The organism is Mycolicibacterium sp. XJ1819 (genome assembly GCF_053483675.1).
Map to the genome: position 1 here is coordinate 1 of NZ_JBEFST010000035.1, position 19,774 is coordinate 19,774.

Below are 19,774 nucleotides of genomic sequence, written 5' to 3' on the forward strand. Positions count from 1 at the left end.
TCCCAGCTGTCGTCGTAGCTGTCCTCCCAGCTGTCGTCGTAGCTGTGGTCCATTGTCTGTACCGAGTCATTGGGGCTGTCGTCGGGGCTGTCGATCTCGAACCACTCCGCGGCGACACTGACCGTCGCGGACTGGGGCTGGGTGGCGCCGGGGGCGTCGGCCTGCGCGATCCCGCTTCCGATGCCGACCCCGGCCAGTCCCAGGCCAGTGAGCGCGGCGCCGGCGGTGACGACCTTCCACGTGGGACGACCTTGCATGGTGTTGCTCCTTCTCTATGCGGTCTTTGAGCTTGCGAGTTCAGAATCGGACGCCCAGATGAGACGCCGGGAAATCCTCGATGAGCGTTCTCTCATCTGCCCGCAGCCAGTCGCGGGCCAGCGCGATGCGGGCCTGGGTGTGCCGCTCCCACTGCGGCTGCTGCGCCCGGAACGGTCCGGTCGCCAGCCCGAGCAGGGCCGCGCTGGTGCGGCGACGAAGGTCGTGCGGGTCGACGCGGCGCCGCGCATGCGCGAGCACCGCCTCGGCGTATCGGTGCACGGCAGGCGTTCGCGCGGTCATGGCCGCGGCCAGCAGGTGGGCCAGTAGCGTCGCCCACTCGTCGGCGCGGTGCCCGGGCCCGGCGGTGTCGACGTCGAGCACCCCCGTCACCCGCCCGCCCGCGGTGAAGAGTTGGCCCTCGTAGAAGTCGCCGTGCACGGGCACGACGGGGTCGGTGGTCGCCGGGGCGTCGGACAGTTCGGCGACCACGTCGTCGAGCCCGTCGCACACCGACGACACCGGGTCGACGGTGTGCCGCAACACCGCGGCGAAGTCGTGCACCCGGTCCAGCGCCGCCCCGCCGCGCGGGAATCGCGTCAACTCGGGCGGCAGCGCGTCGAGCAGTGCGTCCAGTTCGGCGGGCGGGGGTGCCGGCCCGTCGGTGGCCAGTACCTGGCGCAGCGGTGTTCCGGTCGCCCGCGGCAGCACCAGCAGCCCGTCCGAGGTGGCTGCCAGCACCGGCGGCACCGGCAGCAGTGCACCGATCAGGTCGTGGCGGGCACGCAGCGAGGCCGCCACGGCCGGCCGCACCACCTTGACGAACCACGTTTTCTGCCCGTCTGCGACCGCCACCACGGCTCGCTGCCCCGGCCGGTAGGCGCGCAGCCGGATGCGCACGGTCGTCGCCGTCGTCAGCCCGGCCTCCCGCAGCACCCCGGCCAGCCTGGCCGGGTCGGTCGCCACCGCCAGCGCGGGCAGCGCCGGGTCCTGAAGTCAGCGCCACACGCCGACCTCGACCGCCGTGCCGTGATGCTCACCGGCGATCAGCGCCGCACCCGGCGGAATCCGGTCCCCTGTCGAGGCCACCAACATGTCCGGCGCGCCGCGGCCGTCGGCGCGGCGGATGACCGCGGCGTAGCGGACGACAGCGGCGCCGGACGGTCGCACGTGCACACCGGCCGGGCGCACCTCGTCGAGGCCGGCGCCGACCGCGCCGAGGGCCGCCGCCAACACGTCGCCGGCCTGGGGGCCGAGCAGTAACGACAGTGCGGGCGTCATAACCCCACGATCGCCACGGCATCGGTGAGCACGATGACACCAGCATGAGAAAGCTCTCATCTGGCGGTCGCTTATCGTGAGGGCATGGACTTCAGCATGTCGGCCAAGGCACAGGACTATCACCAGCGACTCACCGAGTTCATGGTGGAGTTCGTCTTCCCCGCGGAAAAGGAGTACCACGACTACCGCGCCGCGGCGGGCCCTGGCGACCACACCGTGCCGCCGATCGTCGAGGAGCTCAAGAAGCTGGCCCGCGACCGCGGCCTGTGGAACCTGTTCCTGCCGCCGGTGTCCGGCTTGACCAACCTCGAGTACGCGCCGCTGGCCGAGATCAGTGGCTGGAGCCTGGAGATCGCCCCCGAGGCGATCAACTGCGCGGCCCCCGACACCGGCAACATGGAGACGCTGCACCTGTTCGCCAGCGAGCAGCAGAGCAAGCAGTGGCTCGAACCGCTGCTGGCCGGCGAGATCCGCAGCGCGTTCGCGATGACCGAGCCGGCGGTGGCCTCCAGCGACGCCCGCAACATCGAGACCACGATGCTGCGCGACGGCGACGACTACGTCATCAACGGCCGCAAGTGGTGGATCACCGGGGCCGCCGACCCGCGCTGCAAGATCCTGATCGTGATGGGCCGCACCAACCCGGACGCGGCCAGCCATCAGCAGCAGTCGATGATCCTGGTGCCCGTCGACACTCCCGGCGTCGACATCCAGCGCTCGCTTCCGGTGTTCGGCTGGCACGACCAGCACGGGCACTGCGAGATCGTCTTCGACAACGTTCGGGTGCCCTCGGCCAACCTGCTGCACGAAGAGGGCAGCGGGTTCACGATCGCGCAGGCCCGCCTGGGTCCCGGCCGCATCCACCACTGCATGCGAGCACTCGGCGCCGCCGAGCGGGCGTTGGCGCTGATGATCGACCGGGTGCAGAAGCGGGTCGCGTTCGGCAAGCCACTGTCCGAGCAGGGTGTGGTGCGTGAGTCGATCGCCAAGTCGCGCAACGAGATCGACCAGGCGCGGCTGCTGTGCCACAAGGCGGCCTGGACCATCGACCAGCACGGCAACAAGAGCAAGGAGGCCCAGGTGCAGGTGGCCCAGATCAAGGCGGTCGCACCGCAGGTCGCCTGCGATGTCATCGACCGGGCCATCCAGGTGCACGGCGGCGCCGGGGTTTCCGACGACATCCCGCTCGCGCGGCTGTACGGCTGGCACCGCGCCATGCGGCTGTTCGACGGCCCCGACGAGGTGCACATGCGCACCATCGCCCGCACCGAACTGGGCCGGGAGCCCGACGCTCTGGCCGCGGCGGCGTGCCGCCTGTCGAACCCGGAGATGGCGCGCTAGTGGCGATCCAGGTCGGGGAACTCTCGGGCGCATGGAACTTCCGCGACGTCGCGGAGGAGACCGGCGTGCGGCCGGGCATCTTCTTCCGGTCCAGCGAGCTGAGCCGGCTCTCGCAGGAGGGCAGCCGCCGGCTCAAGGATCTCGGCATCACCGACGTCGCCGACCTGCGCGCGCCGCGTGAAGTCGAGCGCCGCGGCCCCGGCGCGGTCCCCCCAGACATCGCCGTGCACCTGTTGCCCTTTCCCGACGTGTCGGCCGTCGACGGTGAGGCGCCGCACGAGGCGACGTTCCAGAAGATGATGAGCGAGAAGCCCGACGACGAGGACGTCGCCGTGGCCGCGGGTCGGTTCATGACATCGGAGTACGAGCGCTTCCCCACCCTGGGTGGCGCGAAACGAGCGGTGCGACAGGTGATTTCGCTGCTCGCCGCGCAACGCCCGGTGATCACCCACTGCTTCGCGGGCAAAGACCGAACCGGGTTCACGGTGGCCACGGTGCTCGAGACGCTCGGGGTGAACCGCGACGCGATCCTCGCCGACTTCTTGCGCAGCAATGCCGCCACCGACCCGCTGCGCGAACGTATCCTCGAATCCGTGCGGGAGCACTCCGAGACCGAGGAGACGCTGACGTTCGCCGAGGCGCGGCTGACCGACGAGGTGCTCGGCGTTCGCGAGGAGTACCTCGCGGCGGCTCACCGCACGATCGAGCGCGACTACGGCGGGCTGCGCGGCTACCTCGAGGCGGCGGGGGTCACCGACGACGACGTCGCCAACCTGCGCGCCAACCTGTTGGGCTAGTTACCTCTCCGAGGATCCGGTTGTCGAGCCCCCAATGTTGCGGCGGGTCCGTTGAATGTTCCGTATCCGCCTCGAAAGAAGACCAGGGGTTCAGTTGCGTCCCCGATTTCCGCCGCGACCACCCGCGCGAGGACAATCGTGTGGTCGCCGGCTTCGCTCTCGTTCTCGAGCCGACATTCGACCCATGCAATTGCGTCACGGATGGCGGGACCGTTCGGCCTGTCTTCATACATCACGCCAACAAAGCGGTCGGCATCTTTCAATGCGAATTGGCGCACCGTTTCCTCGTGATGGCTTGCCATAACATTCACGCAGAACGTGCCCGACTCCCTGATCTTCGGCCACGTCGATGATGACTTCGCCGGGCAGAAAAGCAGTAGCGGCGGGTCCAGTGATACGGAGGTTACCGAATTCGCTGCCATCCCAACTGGACCGTCTGCCCCGTGCGCCGCGATCACCGTCAGACCAGACGGGAGATGACTGAACACATGACGGAAACGTGCGGGAGCAACCTTTGCAGCGGTATCCATCACAGCACCTCCTTGGTCAAGACGGCACAGTTCGGTGTGGCCGCAGCTTCACGGCAACAATCCGATTGATGGCATGTTGTCTGGATCTTCGTTTTGTTCGTCACGTGTCCGAGCACGGCGGTCACGTTGCGGGCCGACGCCGTGGCGCACGCCGATGTCACCGCCCACGTCGTAGGCCTTCAGTTCAGGAAGGACCAGCCGAGTAAGCAGGTCATAGTTGGCTGACGACACTTCGGTCGGCATATTGCCGTGAGCTGGGCACAAGACGACAGCACCCGCGTCCAGCCGGTCCACGTAGCCCAGTAGTCGCTCGACCACCTGATCCGGGGTCCCCCACACCTGGAGGTCGGCCAGAAACGAGCAGAACCGGTCGAGTCCGTGCTTCTCAATGTTGCGGCTCAGCCCGGCGTAATACTCGTAACCCTCGATTTCGGCGAACCCGATGTTGTCGAACTGATAATGTTCCACAGTTGATTTCGCATATCGCTGTAGATATACGTCCCGAAGATGCTGTGCCTCACCCTCCGTCGGAGCAACGCCGACGAATACGCAGAGGATTGGCTTGGGGGCTTCCTCGCCGTTCATCTCGAGATAACGAGCACGGTAGTTCGCCATCTCGGCTTCAACCGTCTCCCATGGCTTTTGCGCGATGACCATTAGTCCCACGCCCAGCTTCGCCATCAGATCGATCGATTGGGGTGAGATCGCCGACGCAAACGTACGTCCTCGATACGGCGCGTACGGGCGCGGCCGCAGCTCTACCCGCGGTTGCTGATAGAGCTCTCCGCGGAACTCCATGAATCCACTGTCGAGCCCATTCATGATCGCCTCGGCGTACTCGCTGAACCGGCGCCGCGACTCACCCATGTCGAGCCGGAAGCCCTCAAACTCGGTTGGCGCCAGACCGCGTCCGATTCCAAGTACGGCGCGTCCCCCGGAGAGGTGATCGAGCAGCACGAAGCTCTCCGCAGTGCGGATCGGATCCTGCCACGGCAGAACTGAAACCATCGTTCCGAGCCTGATTCGTGAGGTCTTCGCCGCCAGCCACGCCAAGAACTGCGGAACGTTGGGTGTCAGTTGGTACGAAGTGAAGTGGTGCTCTGGTGTCCAGACGGAATCGAATCCTGCGTCCTCCGCGCGGGCCGCGAGCTCGAGTTCGTGCTTGTAGACGGCGGCGTCCGTGACGTCGTCGTCGACATTCTGGAAGATGAGAGATAGGCCTGTGTGCAATGTCGTACCTCACCCTTTCGGACTGGGCAGGCGATGCGGACGGGAAGTGATCGGGCCAGCCGATTCACGTTTCCTCAGGCCACCACCTGCTGTGCGTTAGACGAGGTCGTGGTCGGTGCCTGCACCGAACTGCTATACCAGCTAGCCAGTATACAGAAACTATACCGGCTAGCCAATAGTTGATCACGCCTCGCGGGCACAATTAGCCAACGTGCACGGCGAGTCAGCGCAATTGCCGTAGTAGCCTTGCGATTCGACGCCCTAGAAGCGGTACTCAACCTAGCGAGGTTCGTCGCGGCCGCTCGCCGAATACAGCTGGTTCTAGGTCAATGACCCGGCATCCCGATTCAACTCGTTGCTTTATTCCGCCGGCAGGCGGTATACTGGCTCTCCAGTGTACCGCCGGTGTCGCTGCCCGTACGCCGGGGACCACCATACTGCTCACGAGGAGGCCGCCATGACAGGTATGGCTGCTGCGATCGACGCAATCCGACGTGGCGACGTGGTCATCGTCACCGACGACGAGAAGCGAGAGAACGAGGGCGATCTCATTATGGCCGCCGGCGCGGCCACGCCGGAATCCATCGCCTTTTATGTACGGCACACATCCGGAGTCATCTGCGTCGCGCTTCCTGGTGAGCGTGTCGACGCACTGCAGATTCCGCCCATGGTCCTCGACAACCGGGAGGCACACCGTACCGCGTTCACGGTGTCAGTTGACCTTGCGGAAGGAATCACTACAGGTATTTCGGCGGCGGACCGTGCACGCACGATTGCCGCACTTGCTGATCCGCGCATGGACTTCTCAGATTTCGTCAGACCTGGCCACGTGTTCCCGCTTCGCAGCCGTGACGGTGGTGTGCTCGAACGTCCAGGCCACACCGAAGCCGCGGTCGACCTTACGCGGCTGGCCGGTGTTGAGCCTGCCGGTGTGATCTGTGAGATCGTGAGTTCGGATGGCACCCGGATGGCCATGGGCTGTGAGTTGACCGAGTTCGCCCGTCAGTACCGACTCCCGATGATTTCGATTGAGGAGTTGATTCAACATCGGCTCCGCCATGAGACCCTCGTGATCCGTCGCGCGAGCGCTCGAATTCCAACCCGACACGGCGAATTTACCTGCCATGTCTGGGAATCGTTGGTCGATGGACTCGAGCACGTCGTTCTGACGCACGGCGATGTCACGACTCCGCAGCCAGTGCTCGTTCGTGTTCACAGTGAGTGTCTTACTGGAGATCTGTTCGGTTCTGAACGCTGCGATTGCGGATCACAGTTAGACGATTCCCTCGGCAGCATCGCGGAGGCCGGCCGTGGAGCCCTCATCTACCTCCGCGGCCATGAAGGCCGCGGGATTGGTCTGGCAGACAAGCTCCGTAGTTATACCCTGCAGGACTCAGGGCGGGATACCGTCGATGCCAACATCGAACTCGGCCTTCCGGTCGACAGCCGTGGCTACTCAGTCGCTGCGCAGATTCTTCGCGAACTCGGCGTCTATCGGATCCGGCTCATCACTAACAATCCGACCAAGTACGCGGGCCTCGAAAGCTTCGGCTTGGAAATCACCGAACGCATACCGCTGCCACCGCGCTTGACTAGGGAGAACATCGCATATCTCCAAACCAAGCGGGACAAACTCGGACATCTGCTATCCGCGCACCTAGATGCAGGATCAGCATCGTGCGCGGACCCGTCCGAGTCGCTGAGCAGGGCGCGGTGACAAAGGATTTCGGCTCCGGGTTGCGTGAACCCGCGCGTGCGGACGGTCAATCGTGGGTTTGGGGAAATCCGTCGTTCGATGTGTTCCGGCTTCCGGAGGAGCACGTCGAGTTGCGTAGCGTGCTGCGCGAATTGTGCGATAAGGAGATCGCCCCCTATGCGGCCGACGTCGACCAGCACGCACGCTTTCCTTCCGAGGCGCTTGCCGCATTGAGCGCTGGTGGTTTTTCGGCCGTCCACGTGCCAGAGGAGTACGGCGGTCAAGGCGCCGATTCGGTGGCCACCTGCATCGTGATTGAAGAGGTCGCGCGCGCAGACGTCTCCGCTTCACTGATACCTGCCGTAAACAAGCTCGGCACCATGGGTTTGCTGCTTGCGGGCTCCGCGGATCTGAAGAAACAGGTCTTGCCCGAGGTGGGCTCCGGCGCGGCACTGGCCTCTTATTCCCTGAGTGAGCGGGAAGCCGGGAGCGACGCGGCAGCAATGCGCACCCGCGCAAACGCAGTGGGTGACGACTGGGTTCTCAACGGCAGTAAGTGTTGGGTCTCCAACGGCGGCGAAGCCACTTGGTACACGGTGATGGCGGTAACGGATCCGGACATGGGGGCCAATGGAATCTCGGCCTTCATGGTGCATCGTGACGACGACGGATTGTCTGTAGGGCCCAAAGAGCGCAAATTGGGTATCAAGGGTTCACCGACGACTGAGCTTTACTTCGACGATTGTCGAATACCCGGTGACCGGATAATCGGCGAGCCCGGCACCGGCTTCAAAACCGCGCTGCGCACGCTCGACCACACCCGTCCCACCATCGGCGCGCAGGCGGTTGGCCTCGCCCAGGGGGCTCTTGACACCGCAATCACCTATACGAAGGACCGGGTGCAGTTCGGCCAGTCCATCAATAGTTTCCAGGCGGTGCAGTTCATGCTCGCCGACATGGCGATGAAGATTGAGTCGGCCCGGCTGATGGTTTACAGCGCCGCTGCCCGCGCCGAACGGGGCGAGCCGGACCTCGGCTTTATTTCTGCCGCGTCGAAGTGCCTCGCCTCCGACGTCGCAATGGAGGTAACCACCAACGCTGTTCAACTCCTCGGCGGCTACGGCTACACCCAGGACTTCCCCGTCGAACGAATGATGCGCGACGCGAAGATCACGCAAATCTATGAAGGGACCAATCAAATACAGCGTGTCGTGATGGCACGCGCTCTTCTTCATCGAGATTCACCACGTAATTGAAAGCCAATAACGTTGAAGGCACCATCGGTTAGCATTCTTGGGGTATTTTCTTAGGAGGCCGGATCGTGAAACAGCTTGGCATCTCGGTCGCGATAACAGCGCTGATAACCGGTGGCGGGACCGCATGCTCATCCGAACAACCGCAAGCTCGCCAATTGGCACTGCCCCCCGGGACGGCCGAGCTCAGCATCGACGGCCACCGGCTGGACGCTTTCGACTCCGTGCAGTGCGCACCCGTAGGACCGCTGACAACGATTATGTTCGGAGACGATGGATCCGGATTGACCATGATGGTCTCAAATCAGGGTGAACCAATCGTTGACTTCGTCAGAGTGCGTGGCCTCACTGGATTTGACGGCACCTATACGCGCAACCTGGAAGGTGATGCCACCTTGGCGATTACCGACACCGTTTACCAAGTCAACGGAACTTTGGTGGGCTACGGCGACCAATCATATGAACGTACGACCCGATCCTTCCATGCATCCGTTTCCTGCTGAGGAGGCCTAACCCGGTCCGAATCCCCGACCAGCCACTTGCCGTTGACCTGCCAACGTCACCCGAACGCTTGACGGGGTGGTGGTTGGCTGACCGTCGCCAGCAGCGACGGCTTCTTGACGAAGACGAGAACGCCCGCGCGGTCCGCGTATGCCGAGACAGAAGCCGCGGCTAAGACTGTGGCAACAGAGGAAGCCTCTGTTTTCGGAGGACGGCGCCACCGACTCATCGTTCAAATTCGGGGACGGATCGTGAAATCCTCCTCGCGTATTACGAGGCACTTTTCAATTCTCTTTTCGGCGTCCTTGCCGAATACAAAATAATGGCGCGGGGCGTCTCTACGGCGTTCACCGGTTCAATTCGAGCGCGGCATAAATGGCAGAAAGTCGACGCTGGACACCCTCGCCTCGTGGTCAACGGGTATTCACCGTGCCAATCATCGGGTTCGCCGCCGCCGTCAGCCGCTGCACTCCGCCGGCGGGCCTTCTTTTCAGATCGCTACATTCAGTTTGAGGTCGGGGGAGTGAGCATCTCCTGCCACGTCTGGTCCTTGGCTGCGGTGCGCCCCAAATTGGTTTGTGTGTATACGTTGCCGTCCGGTCCGATGTATATGCCTGTCGCGGGGTCGTACTCCGCAGCCGCGATCTCCATCGGCTCACCGGCTGCGCTCGGCGCGGCATCTCCAACAGCAGCCGATTCGGTTACAGCCTGCGCCGGGGCGGTTTCACCGGGGTCGAGATGGGGGACGCTTTGCCCGGTCCATGTTGCGTTCGGGTCGCCCTTCCAGTTGAACCCGTCGTTCAGCGGGATGTATGGCTCATCCGACTCACACATTTTCACCGTCGGGGCCCGCTTTCCCGGTCGAGTCACACATGGGTAATTGCGGGCGCCGCGAACCCCCGTGAGTGTGGAGTCTTGGGGGATCCGGCAGTAGAGGTGACCCGGCGGGCGGTTCGGAGCATCTTCGAACACGGGTGATCGTTGCTGCTGGGCAGGAAGGAAACCGGTGGTGCATGTCGGCGGAAGGTTCAAGTTCAGGTTGAAATCCAGGAACAGGCCCTTGTAATCCTGCTTCGTGTCCCGCTGCGCCTGGATCGACCCCTGGGTGATCGCAGTGATCTGAGGCACCAACACAAGTATCGCCTCGAGATTGTCTCGATAAGTTATCGCCACTTCTGAAACGCTCACCAGATTGGCCAGCACGATCGGTAAGGTTGGTTGCAGCCTATCTACTAACTGCCGCGTCTCGTCGAGCGCTCGAGGGCCGTCTGTCAAGATTCCCCGCACGCCGGAATCGTTGTCCCGCAACTGCTCGGTAACACTTGCGAGATTCCTCGCCCACATGTCGACAGAGTCGGCGGAATCAATCTGACTGTCCAGTATCGGCTTCGAGTCGTCGATCACGGTGAGGAGGGAGTCGAGATTGTTGCGGGCATCAATCGACAGCCTGTTGACGCCCTTCACCAGTCGAGACAGCTCCAGGCCTAGGCCTCCGACAGCAATGTAGGACTCGTCGACGACGGTCTTGAGGTCATCTCGAGGGATGGCGTTCAGTCCGCGGTTCGTGGCGCTCAACAAGGCATTGATGTCCGGGGGGATCGACGTGTTTTCTCGCCGGATCACGTCGCCGTTCTTCAACGGTGGGCCTTCCCCGCCGCGCGGCGATAACGCAACATATTGTTCGCCGACTCCCGTCATGCTGTGCACCGCAGCGGTGATGCCATCCGCCGGGATCTCGATTCCGGAGTTCAACAGGAGTACCGCCTCGGCCCCACCTCGCCCCAACCGGACGTCGTCGACACGCCCGACATTCACGCCCTGATAGGTAACGTTCCCCCCTGGATAGAGACCACTGGCGTTCGGTAGCTCTACAGTGACGGTGTACCGCCCGATCCCGAGAACGGTCGACTGCACTCGTAGGTAGTTGGTGGCTACGTAACCCACCACCACCAGCGCAACAAGCCCGAAGACCGCGAGTTGGATTCGCATTTGCCTCGTCAGGTTCATGTCACGGCCCCTGGTTGAAGTTGTACGGCGCAAGCAACGGGTTGCGAACCGTGTAAGGGCTAGGCAATTGGCCGATCGTGCGGCCCCACTGCAACTCCATCTCCGTCAACAAACCCTCGAATCGCGTGCCGGTCAGTAGACTCGCGTCGAGCCGGCTCAACGTGAGGTCGACAACCAGCGTTTCATTCGCATAGTCCCCCCGGAAATAGTTCGCCAGCGTGGATTTCGGGAATGGCATGGTCGAGAAGAAGTCCAACGATTCGATCAACGCCGGCCCGGCGTCGGCCACTGATTGGAGCACGGGACCGAGGTCGTGCAGTTCCCTGAGCAGACTCTCTTTAGTCTGGTTCACCGAGTCCACAACGAGTGCATCGAACTTGCCCAACTGGTCCAATGCATCGGACAGATTGTGTCGCTGGTCTTTCAGCACTGTGAGTGCATGCGGGATCGTCTGCAGGGCCCTGTCCAGAACAGGCTTCTGCTCAGCGAATTGACCCGCAAGCCCGTTCAGACTCTCTACTGCATCGATAATGTCATCTTTCTGATCGTTGAGATGACCAGTGAACTCATCGACTTGCGAGATCAGACTGCGCAGTTCGTCGCCGCGACCGCTGTAGGCGGTACTCAAAGCCTGCGTGATGTCCTGTAGTTGGGCTGCGCCCCCACCGTTGAGCACCAGCGATAGCGCCCCCAGCGTCTGCTCGGTCGAGGGGTAGTCACCCGTCGATGCCAGCGGTATTAGCGACCCATCGTGCAGTTTGCCTTCTGCCGGGATATCTTTCGGCGGCGATAACTCAATGTGCAGCGACCCCAAGAGACTCGTCTGCCCCAGGGTGGCAACGGCGTTTCCCGGCAACTGAACGTCGTGCTCCAGGGTCATCGTCACCAACGCTTGCCAGCCCTGACGCTCGATCTTCGTTACGTTGCCGACGGTGACATCGTCTACGCGTACACGCGAATTCTGCTTGAGATTCTGGACATCCCGCATCTGCGCCTGGACGGTGTAAGAGTTCGTACCGCCGCCTTTCGTTCCTGGTAGCGGGAAGGAGTTCGTACCGCCGCCTTTCGTTCCTGGTAGCGGGAAGGAGTTCGCACCCCTGAAATCACGCAGGGTGCCGCAACCGGAAACCGTCATCACGGCAACCGCCAGCAGCAACGCCACCATGCGGCGGCGCCAACCCGTCACGAAACACTTCAGGCAGGTCATTTTTCACCCTTTGGCGGAACCATCATTCCTGGCAACCCGGTGGCCGGATCTGTAGGTATCGGAATGGCTGGCTTGACCGGCACAAAAGGCGGATGCCCGTGATCGGGGCCCAGGTGATTGCCGAAGAAGTTGTATATGGAGTTCGCCGGGGGAAGCGGACCATTTGGGGGTGGCGCCACCGTGCGTGATCCTTCAGCCCTCTTGGCATCCTCAGGCGTCGGGGCAATGTAGTCCGGTCTCAGCCAGTCTTCGCTGTAGGTGATCTCGTTGGGGCGCGCCGTAGCTCCCACGAACAGATTCTCACCGAGGGGATAGAAGTTGTACTGACGGTTCTTCATGATCGGCGCCAGGTACTGCACACACAGTTTGGCTGATTGCTCTGCACCCAGCCTGGACGCAGCCTGTATCGCCGAGCACAGGAACTGCACCGGATTCGCAAAGCTGCTAGTTGCAAGCACACCACTCAATGAGCCGTGGGCGGGCTCGTAGATGTTCACAAAGTTCTGCAAAGCAGTCGGCCCAATATGCAAGGTCTGCTTGAGATCGCCTAGAACATCGGTCACGGCCTGGGATACGGATGCCAACTTGTCAGTGGTAGTACCCAACGCGTCGCGGTTTTCCGACACGAAGTCGGTGATGTCGCCGACGACATCGTTCAGATCCCGTATTGCGTTTCCGACCTCCTGAGGGCGGTTGGCGAGTTGCGTAGTAACCGTCGCCAGGTTTTGGTTCAGTTGCCGCAGAACCCCACTGTTGTCCCGTAGGGCTGAAACCAGCTTGGCAAGGTTTTCGAACGTGCCGAAGATATCGCCGCTGTGGTCACCCAGTGCTGACACAGCTTGCGAAAGCTGGAGTACGGTCCCACGAATGTCTGACCCCTGACCCCGCAGGTTGTCCGCTGCCGTACTCACCAGCGACCCCAGGGTGCTGACCCCGCCTGGCTGGGTGGGTTGCAGTGTATCCGTAAGGTTTTCCAGCTGTTGACGCAGATCGTCCCACTCAACTGGCACCGCGGTGCGTTCCTGCGGAATCACGGCACCATTCGCCATAGCCGGGCCACCGGTGTGCGCCGGAGTCAACTCGATTACGCGGACCGTCACCAGCGCCGGCGAAAGTATCACCGCCTTGGCATCGGCGGGCACCTTGTATTTGTCCTCGTACCAAAAGGTCACCTTGGCTCGGTCGGGCTGCGGTTCGATCTCTTCGATCTTGCCGACCGGTACCCCAAGAATGACTACATTGTCACCGGGGTAGATGCCGTTGGCGTTGTCGAAGTATCCGACGACGTACGTACGGCCGTTGCCTGTCGCTGTTTGCAGCACCACGACGCCACTGACGACGATCAGGGCCAATAGCATCGCAAGGCCGATCCGAGCGCCTCTGGTACGCATCAGTTCTCACCACCTTCAAGTGGTTGATTCCGCGACGTAGGCCCGTGTGTCGATTGCTCGCCGGAGGCCGAATCGTTGGCGGCTGATCCGCCGTGGCTGGACGGTGCGTGTGCTGGCGGCCCCGGTGGCGGGCCGCCCGGCGGCGGCGCGGGGGGTGGCTCTCGATGCGGATAGCATCCTGGACCGGGCATCGGAAGGCCGGGGACACCACACTCACTATCCCCCGGGTTGCCGGTGATCGCGTCTGGAATGGTCAGACGTGGCTCGCCTCCTTGTCCGGTCCGCGGGTACGGAACCGGCATAGGCGGCGTGCCCGGCTGGCCTGTCTGTGGGTCCGTTAGTTCCGAAGGCAACTTCACAGCCGGATCAAGACCGAGGTCGGAGAAGGCCGCATCGATGAACGGCTGCAGGAACTGACCTGGCAGCAAGTTGGCGATGTATGCGCCGAAGAATGGTCCCGCTGCTAGCGCTTCGCCCAACGAAAGCACATAGCCGTTCAGCAGCGGAATGGTCTCCTGAAGTTTCTCTTTGCGGTTGTCGACGAGCGTCAGCACACCGTTGAGCTTTTCCAATGCTGGTTTCAAGCTTTCGCGGTTGTCGTCGATCAGACCGCGCAATTGCTGAGCAGCGGCGGAGATGTTACCGGCGATCTCATCGAGCGCCTGGCTTTCCGTCAGGAGCTGGGCGAGAAACGAATTCGTGCTTTGTACTAGGCGGAGGACTGCGTCGCTGCGATCTCCGAGCACACCACTGACCTTGTTCGCATTCTGCAGCAGGTTCCTCATCTGTTGGTCGCGTTCGTTCAACGTTTCTGAAAGCCGGCCCAATCCCTTCACCGCAGCCTTGAGATCGGGCGGGGTATCGCTGAACTCCTGTGCCAGCACAGCCAACGAGTCCGATAGCCGTTGGGTATCCAACCCACCTATCGTCTTACTCAGATCTCCCAATGCGTCGGGCAGGTTGTACGCCGGTGTTGTACGGTCCAGCGGGATGGGTTCGGCAAGTCGGCCTTCGCCGCGTGGCGTTATCTCCAGGAGTTTGGCCCCAAGCAGACTCTTCGCGTTGATCGCCGCCTCCGATCTGTCTCCGAGATGGACGTCTCCGTCAATGCTGAACTGCACCAGCACCTTCGGCCCGTCGAGCTCGACGCTGGTGACCCGCCCGACGCGTGCACCGGAAACCTGAACGAAACTGCCTGGCGCCAGCCCGCCCGCTCCGTCGAAGTAGACCGAATAGCTCCTGCCGCCGGGCGAGAACGGCAACCTGGCGAAGTTCAGAGCCAGTGTGATCAACGCGAGAATCACCCCGATGGCGATACCGCCGGTTACCAGGAGATTGCGGTCACTGAAGGGCTTCATCGCGGAGCACACCTCCCAGAGGTCTGACTCGCCAACTTCACGTAGACGGGTTGGCCGCCCTTGCCGTTCATCTTCAGCACGGCGTCGCAGAGATAGAAGCTGAAGTAGTTCCCGTAAAGGCCCTGCCTGGCAAGCAGACGATAGGCGTCCGGCAACGTGTTCAACAGGTCATCGACGTATTCATGTTCTGTGAGCACAAGTGACGCTGTGCGGTCGGTCTCGTGGATGACTTTCTTGAACGGCTCGCGCGCCTCGGTCAAGAGATCCGCTATCGATCCCGCAGCGGCGTTGGCGTACGCGACACCGTTCGTTATGTCTTCCTTACGATCTTCGAGCCCTTCGACCAACCCGGTGAGCGAATCCACGGTTTCGGCAAGTTGGTCTCCTTGGTCACCGATTGAACCAAGCATCGTGTTCAAGTTCGTGACTACTTGGCCGATCAACTGGTCGCGATCAGCGAGAGTCTCCGTTAGCGCCGCCGTCTGTGTCAGGACCGAACTTATCGTCGATCCCTGCCCTTGGAACGCGGTGATCAGTTCGCTACTCAACGCATTAATCTGATCGGGTTCCAGTGCTCGAAAAAGGGGACGAAATCCGCCGACCAATGCGTCCAGGTCCAGCGCCGACTCTGTCCGACCCAGTGGAATAGTGTCCCCAGGATTCAGCTTCCTGACTCCTCCGACACCTTCTTCCAACGCCAGATATCGTCCGCCAATAAGGTCGTCGTAGCGAATTACCGCCTTAGTCCCCTCGGTCAGGACAACAGATTCATCAGTAGAAAATTCGACGCGAACCGTCGAATCAGGCTGAACCGATAGGTTTTTCACTTTACCGACCTCTACGCCGGCGATTCGGACGAAGTTGCCGCCAGACAGTCCGGATGCGTTGGCGAACTCGGCTTTGAAAGTTTCGGCCTTTTCGAACCGGATCTCTCCGAAGATGGCGAAGACCAGGCCGACCAACGCTAGGCATGCTGTAGCGTAAATTACGAAGCGCCACAACGTGCTTGCGAATCTCTTCCGCATGTCTGCCTTTCTCTATCGTGTCCAGAGCTCTACCCACGGGCCAGGGTCACGGCGCCGGGTGTGGTGCCTCCGCTAGATGCGGTTCACCGAGTACCGGTGTCGGCTGCACGCCCGGGACCACAGGCGCAAACGGCTCGGACCCAGCCGGTGGTGGGCCGGCCTCCCGTGGCCGGCCGGGGGGTGGAGCGGGTGGCAGCCCGGGATACAGCGCCGTCCCATCCGGTGAATAGAGTTGCGCGCCGTAGGGCGGCGCGCCGAGATACGGGATTGGTCCCGGCGCGGGCCCGCCGTGGTAACGAACGCTCGGGGGTTCGGGCTGAGCCCGGGTAACCGGCAAGTAGTTGGCATATCCTGGAAAGCCGATGCCAGGGTTCGGTCGCACGTCGAGCCCGGTGCCCCAACCTGAATTTGTTACGAGATAGCGAACCGGCCAGTTCTTCCCAACATCAGGCAGCGAACCGCAACTTGGCGCTCCCCCTGGTCCGCCCTTGATCCCGTTGACGGGCAGGTGCTGCGGATACTTGTACGGTTCATCACCGAGAAGCAGGCTGGCATCCAGGATCGCGGTCCTGCCATCTCCGCCGAGGACATCGGTGAGTCCGCTGTCGAGCACCACCTTTCCACCGACGATCGTGCACGTGATCGTGGGGTTGTACTTCATCAGCAGCCGAGTCGTGGATTCGAATGCGTTGATGCCCCGGATTAGGTTGTCCTTATTCGGAGCAATCAAATTGATGCCGCTGGTCGACACGCCAATCACGTTGAGGAGGAGCGAATCCAACTCCTTAGCGTTCTCGGTGACGGCGACGCTCGTGGTGCTCGCGGCGTCGAGGACCTTCACCAAGTCGGGGGCAGCCGCACTGTAGGTATCCGCAGCACCTTTGAGCGCATGGTAGTTTGCGCGGAGAGTTTGGTGACGTGGATTGATCGCCAGCAGAACCTCATTCATGCTGCTGATCGCCTCACCCATATCTTCGCCCTTACCCCGGAATCCGTCGGCCAGCGCCGATAGGACGGCATTGAGTTTCGCGGTATCTATCTGATTGAGGACGCCGACCAGATTGTCGAGCACCGTGTTCACCTCGGTGCTGACGTTCCGTGACCGCAGCACCGCTCCGGCGGCAAGGCTCTGCGGGACCGGATCAGCCGGAGGAATCAGCTCTACGTATTTCGCGCCGAACGCAGTCGAAGCCGTGATCTCTGCTTCAACATTTGCCGGAATATATTGCAGCTGGCTTGGATACAGCTCAAGCTGTAGTTCCACTTGCCCGTCGGGCTGGATTGCGGACACTCGGCCGACTTGAACGCCGTGGAACTTGACTTTTGCGTTCGGTTCCATCATCAGGCCGCTGCGGTCAGACTGCAGTTGCAGCTTTGCGTACGGTTGAAGGTCGCGGTTGAATACAAGGAGCGTGACAACGACGGCGGCGACAATTACCACCAGCAGAATCAGAGTCCACAGCGCCGGGTGCAACCCGGCAGCGCGCCGTTTGGTCGTCATGGTCATCCCGAAAAATTGAAGTCGCCGGAGCGGCCGTAAAGCATCAGTCCCGCCATCATCGCCACGGTTGTCGCCACGATGAGCGACGCGCGCACCGCACGCCCGGTCGCTTGTCCGACGCCGGCGGGTCCACCAGTGGCCGTGAAACCGTAGTAGGTGTGGATCAACATGATGATCACTCCCGCGATCGTTACCTGAATGAATGCCCAGATGATGTCGGTGGGTTTCAGGAAGCTGTTGAAGTAGTGGGCGTAGACGCCTGTCGACTGCCCAAATGAGAAGCGGACCGTAAGTTCGTTCACTACGATCGCGGCGATAAGCGATGCACAGAACAGCGGGCCCGTGATGATCAACCCTGCGACCACTCGCGTTGATGCCAAATAGGTGATCGTCCGAATACCCATCACGTCGAGGGCGTCGATTTCCTCGTTGATGCGCATAGCGCCAAGCTGCGCCGTTGCTCCGGCCCCGATGGTGATAACCAATCCAACCGAGGTGATCAGCCCCGCGACCAGACGGGGATTGATGTAGGCGGACAGGAATCCGGTCAACGCCTCGATGCCCACACTACCCAACTGGGTGTAACTCATCGTCCCAACGATGCTGCCGACATTGCTGGTCAGCAGGCTGATAATGACTACTGTGCCGCCGAACAACGCGAGTTCAGCGACCCCGAAACTCATCTGTGCAATGAGTCGCATCACCTCGATTCGGTATCTGAAAATTGCTTCCGGAATGGCGCGTAACGTGTTCACGGAGAACGCAACTTGCTCGCCGACCCGGTTCCATCCGTCGACCCACCCGCGGGCGGTTCGTGACATCCATGGCCGCGTAGTTTTGATTACCTGATTCATGGTCATGATGTCGTCATCGGTGCGGCCACGGTCGTCACCAAGGTGTTGATGACGACGAGGCAAAGAAGGGCGTAAACGACTGTCTGGTTGACTGCGTTACCGACTCCCTGCGGTCCACCAGCAACGTGTAGCCCCTTGTAGCATGCGATCACGCCCGCCGCGGCTCCGAACAGGGTTGCCTTGATGAAGGCGACGATGGCGTCGGGAAGCCCGATGAGGAACGTAAGGTTTTCCGCGAAAGCGCCGGGAGTCACATTGGTGAGGTAGACGGAGAACAGATACGCACCTGTGAGTCCGAAGACGATAACGACTCCGTTAAGCAATATGGCGTTGAATGTAATTGCGAGCACTCTCGGAACCACCAAGCGCTGAATCGGATTGATCCCCATGGTCCGCATCGCGTCGATCTCTTCGCGGATGGTTCGCGCTCCGAGGTCTGCGCTCATCGCGGTAGCCGCAGCACCCGAAACAATCAACACGGTTATGTACGGGCCGGTCTGAGTCACGATCGCGAGCGCAGCACCGGCGCCGGTAAAGTCCGCGGCCCCGATCTCTGACAGAACGACACTAAAGACGAACTGGATGAATACGTTGTAGGGAATCGTCAGGAGGATCGCCGGCACCGCAGACACCCGCGCGACGAACCAAGCTTGCTCGATGAACTCGCGGAAGGCGAACCGCGAAGTAAAGAGCTGGACGAAAGTATCCAGCGACATTGCGGCGATTCCGCCGATGCCGCTTACGGGTTTTAAGAGCGGTTGCGTAACGGTCACGCACGGACCCTTTCGCTCGGAGTGTCGAGCAGAAGCCCACGCGTGCGCCCAAATCTTGAAGCCTGCCACCGACGACTCTCCTGCACCGTCAGCCGCCCGCTGACGCGCGCTTTTAAGCATCGATGCACGATTTCGTGCGCACTCATCGGATGCATGTGGATCACTCTCGGTCGCTGTCGGCCCCGCACCAGAGTCGGCGCGCCGGCTGACGTTCAGCTATAGCTCTTCACGATACTGTCGCGTCAGTATATCTAGGAGCTTGTGACTGTCAACACATCGTGCTTCGACACTCGTTAACTACGTACGCGTCATTTTCAGGCCACACGCAAGCGCTGCGTCGATGCGGTTCGGTGCGACTCAACGACTTGGTTTCACTGAGCCGGTACTGCCCGCATATAACTTGCGGCCGTGTGGATTCCGCCGCTTCCTACGTCCCGAGTCGCTTCGCCGACTTCTTTGCTTCGATGTGGCGCGGGTAGGCGTCATTCTGGCAAGCGTTGCGTCACCACTCCGCCGCCGTGAATGCGGCGGGTAATCGAGCGCGACTCAACGCCCGTGTCCCACCCGGTCGCGCTCCAACCTCGCTCTTCCGGCCGCGGTTCGAAGTCGGGATTATGGGGGCGGCTGGGCTGAAGGCGTGGGTGCCATGACTTTCGTTGTACGCCTGGATCGTTCGGCGCAACGGTTGCGGTGGAACTGCAAGGCGGCCAACCCGGACGCTGACATTCGTTTGGCCCACTGGTATTGCACGCTCGCCGGCCCGAGCCTGGTCTC

Annotated in this window: 18 protein-coding genes; 5 read left to right on the forward strand and 13 right to left on the reverse strand. The window is 62.0% G+C overall.

Annotation, left to right across the window (positions count from 1 at the left end; all coding sequences use genetic code 11):
- From ABQE89_RS25915 to ABQE89_RS25925, 3 genes are all read right to left on the reverse strand, one after another.
- Positions 1–257 (reverse strand): hypothetical protein (locus tag ABQE89_RS25915; protein WP_448422031.1); only part of this gene is annotated, 257 nt, incomplete at its 3' end.
- 40 nt (positions 258–297) lie between these two features.
- A complete protein-coding gene (locus tag ABQE89_RS25920) occupies positions 298–1,221 on the reverse strand; it encodes a phosphotransferase family protein (protein WP_448422033.1) in 924 nt (307 codons plus the stop codon).
- A gap of 30 nt (positions 1,222–1,251) precedes the next feature.
- Positions 1,252–1,536: a hypothetical protein gene (locus ABQE89_RS25925; protein WP_448422035.1), complete on the reverse strand. Its 285-nt coding sequence runs from the start codon at positions 1,534–1,536 to the stop codon at positions 1,252–1,254.
- A gap of 84 nt (positions 1,537–1,620) precedes the next feature.
- Between ABQE89_RS25925 and ABQE89_RS25930 the strand changes: the two genes are divergently transcribed.
- On the forward strand, positions 1,621–2,877 hold the full coding sequence (locus ABQE89_RS25930) for an acyl-CoA dehydrogenase family protein (RefSeq protein ID WP_448422037.1): 1,257 nt from the start codon (positions 1,621–1,623) through the stop codon (positions 2,875–2,877).
- Positions 2,877–3,674, forward strand: coding sequence for a tyrosine-protein phosphatase (locus ABQE89_RS25935; protein ID WP_448422039.1), 798 nt, complete (start codon positions 2,877–2,879; stop codon positions 3,672–3,674). Before ABQE89_RS25930 ends, ABQE89_RS25935 begins: the two co-directional genes overlap by 1 nt.
- Here ABQE89_RS25935 and ABQE89_RS25940 read toward each other — a convergent pair.
- Together ABQE89_RS25940 and ABQE89_RS25945 are read right to left on the reverse strand one after the other, a co-directional pair.
- Positions 3,671–4,204, reverse strand: a complete 534-nt coding sequence (locus tag ABQE89_RS25940; protein ID WP_448422041.1) for a flavin reductase family protein — start codon at positions 4,202–4,204, stop codon at positions 3,671–3,673. The genes ABQE89_RS25935 and ABQE89_RS25940 overlap by 4 nt on opposite strands.
- 48 nt (positions 4,205–4,252) lie before the next feature.
- Complete coding sequence (locus ABQE89_RS25945; protein WP_448422043.1) at positions 4,253–5,434, reverse strand: LLM class flavin-dependent oxidoreductase; 1,182 nt, start codon at positions 5,432–5,434, stop codon at positions 4,253–4,255.
- Between the two features lie 457 nt (positions 5,435–5,891).
- Here ABQE89_RS25945 and ABQE89_RS25950 point away from each other — a divergent pair, with 457 nt between their 5' ends.
- The 3 genes from ABQE89_RS25950 (at position 5,892) to ABQE89_RS25960 (ending at position 8,886) form a co-directional block, all read left to right on the forward strand.
- Entirely contained in the window at positions 5,892–7,151 is a 1,260-nt protein-coding gene (locus ABQE89_RS25950; protein ID WP_448422045.1) for a bifunctional 3,4-dihydroxy-2-butanone-4-phosphate synthase/GTP cyclohydrolase II, read from the forward strand.
- A 20-nt stretch (positions 7,152–7,171) separates the two neighbouring features.
- Complete coding sequence (locus ABQE89_RS25955) at positions 7,172–8,386, forward strand: acyl-CoA dehydrogenase (RefSeq protein ID WP_448422059.1); 1,215 nt, start codon at positions 7,172–7,174, stop codon at positions 8,384–8,386.
- 65 nt (positions 8,387–8,451) lie between these two features.
- Positions 8,452–8,886: a lipoprotein LpqH gene (locus ABQE89_RS25960; protein ID WP_448422047.1), complete on the forward strand. Its 435-nt coding sequence runs from the start codon at positions 8,452–8,454 to the stop codon at positions 8,884–8,886.
- 502 nt (positions 8,887–9,388) lie between these two features.
- On the opposite strand, the gene ABQE89_RS25965 is transcribed toward ABQE89_RS25960, so the two are convergent.
- The 8 genes from ABQE89_RS25965 to ABQE89_RS26000 are packed head-to-tail and all read right to left on the reverse strand — an operon-like array spanning position 9,389 to position 19,000.
- Positions 9,389–10,891 carry an MCE family protein gene (locus ABQE89_RS25965; protein ID WP_448422049.1) on the reverse strand — a complete coding sequence of 501 codons (1,503 nt, stop codon included), beginning with the start codon at positions 10,889–10,891 and terminating at the stop codon, positions 9,389–9,391.
- 1 nt (position 10,892) lies between these two features.
- Complete coding sequence (locus tag ABQE89_RS25970; RefSeq protein ID WP_448422061.1) at positions 10,893–12,056, reverse strand: MCE family protein; 1,164 nt, start codon at positions 12,054–12,056, stop codon at positions 10,893–10,895.
- 38 nt (positions 12,057–12,094) lie between these two features.
- Positions 12,095–13,489, reverse strand: coding sequence for a virulence factor Mce family protein (locus ABQE89_RS25975; RefSeq protein ID WP_448422051.1), 1,395 nt, complete (start codon positions 13,487–13,489; stop codon positions 12,095–12,097).
- Complete coding sequence (locus ABQE89_RS25980; RefSeq protein WP_448422053.1) at positions 13,489–14,847, reverse strand: MCE family protein; 1,359 nt, start codon at positions 14,845–14,847, stop codon at positions 13,489–13,491. The genes ABQE89_RS25975 and ABQE89_RS25980 overlap by 1 nt, the downstream gene beginning before the upstream one ends.
- Positions 14,844–15,872, reverse strand: coding sequence for an MCE family protein (locus ABQE89_RS25985; protein WP_448422055.1), 1,029 nt, complete (start codon positions 15,870–15,872; stop codon positions 14,844–14,846). Before ABQE89_RS25985 ends, ABQE89_RS25980 begins: the two co-directional genes overlap by 4 nt.
- 46 nt (positions 15,873–15,918) lie before the next feature.
- A complete protein-coding gene (locus ABQE89_RS25990; RefSeq protein ID WP_448422063.1) occupies positions 15,919–17,373 on the reverse strand; it encodes an MCE family protein in 1,455 nt (484 codons plus the stop codon).
- A 2-nt stretch (positions 17,374–17,375) separates the two neighbouring features.
- A complete protein-coding gene (locus ABQE89_RS25995) occupies positions 17,376–18,227 on the reverse strand; it encodes an ABC transporter permease (protein ID WP_448422065.1) in 852 nt (283 codons plus the stop codon).
- A 2-nt stretch (positions 18,228–18,229) separates the two neighbouring features.
- Positions 18,230–19,000 (reverse strand): MlaE family ABC transporter permease, encoded by a 771-nt coding sequence (locus tag ABQE89_RS26000; protein WP_448422057.1) that lies wholly within the window; start codon positions 18,998–19,000, stop codon positions 18,230–18,232.
- Between the last annotated feature and the right edge of the window lie 774 nt (positions 19,001–19,774).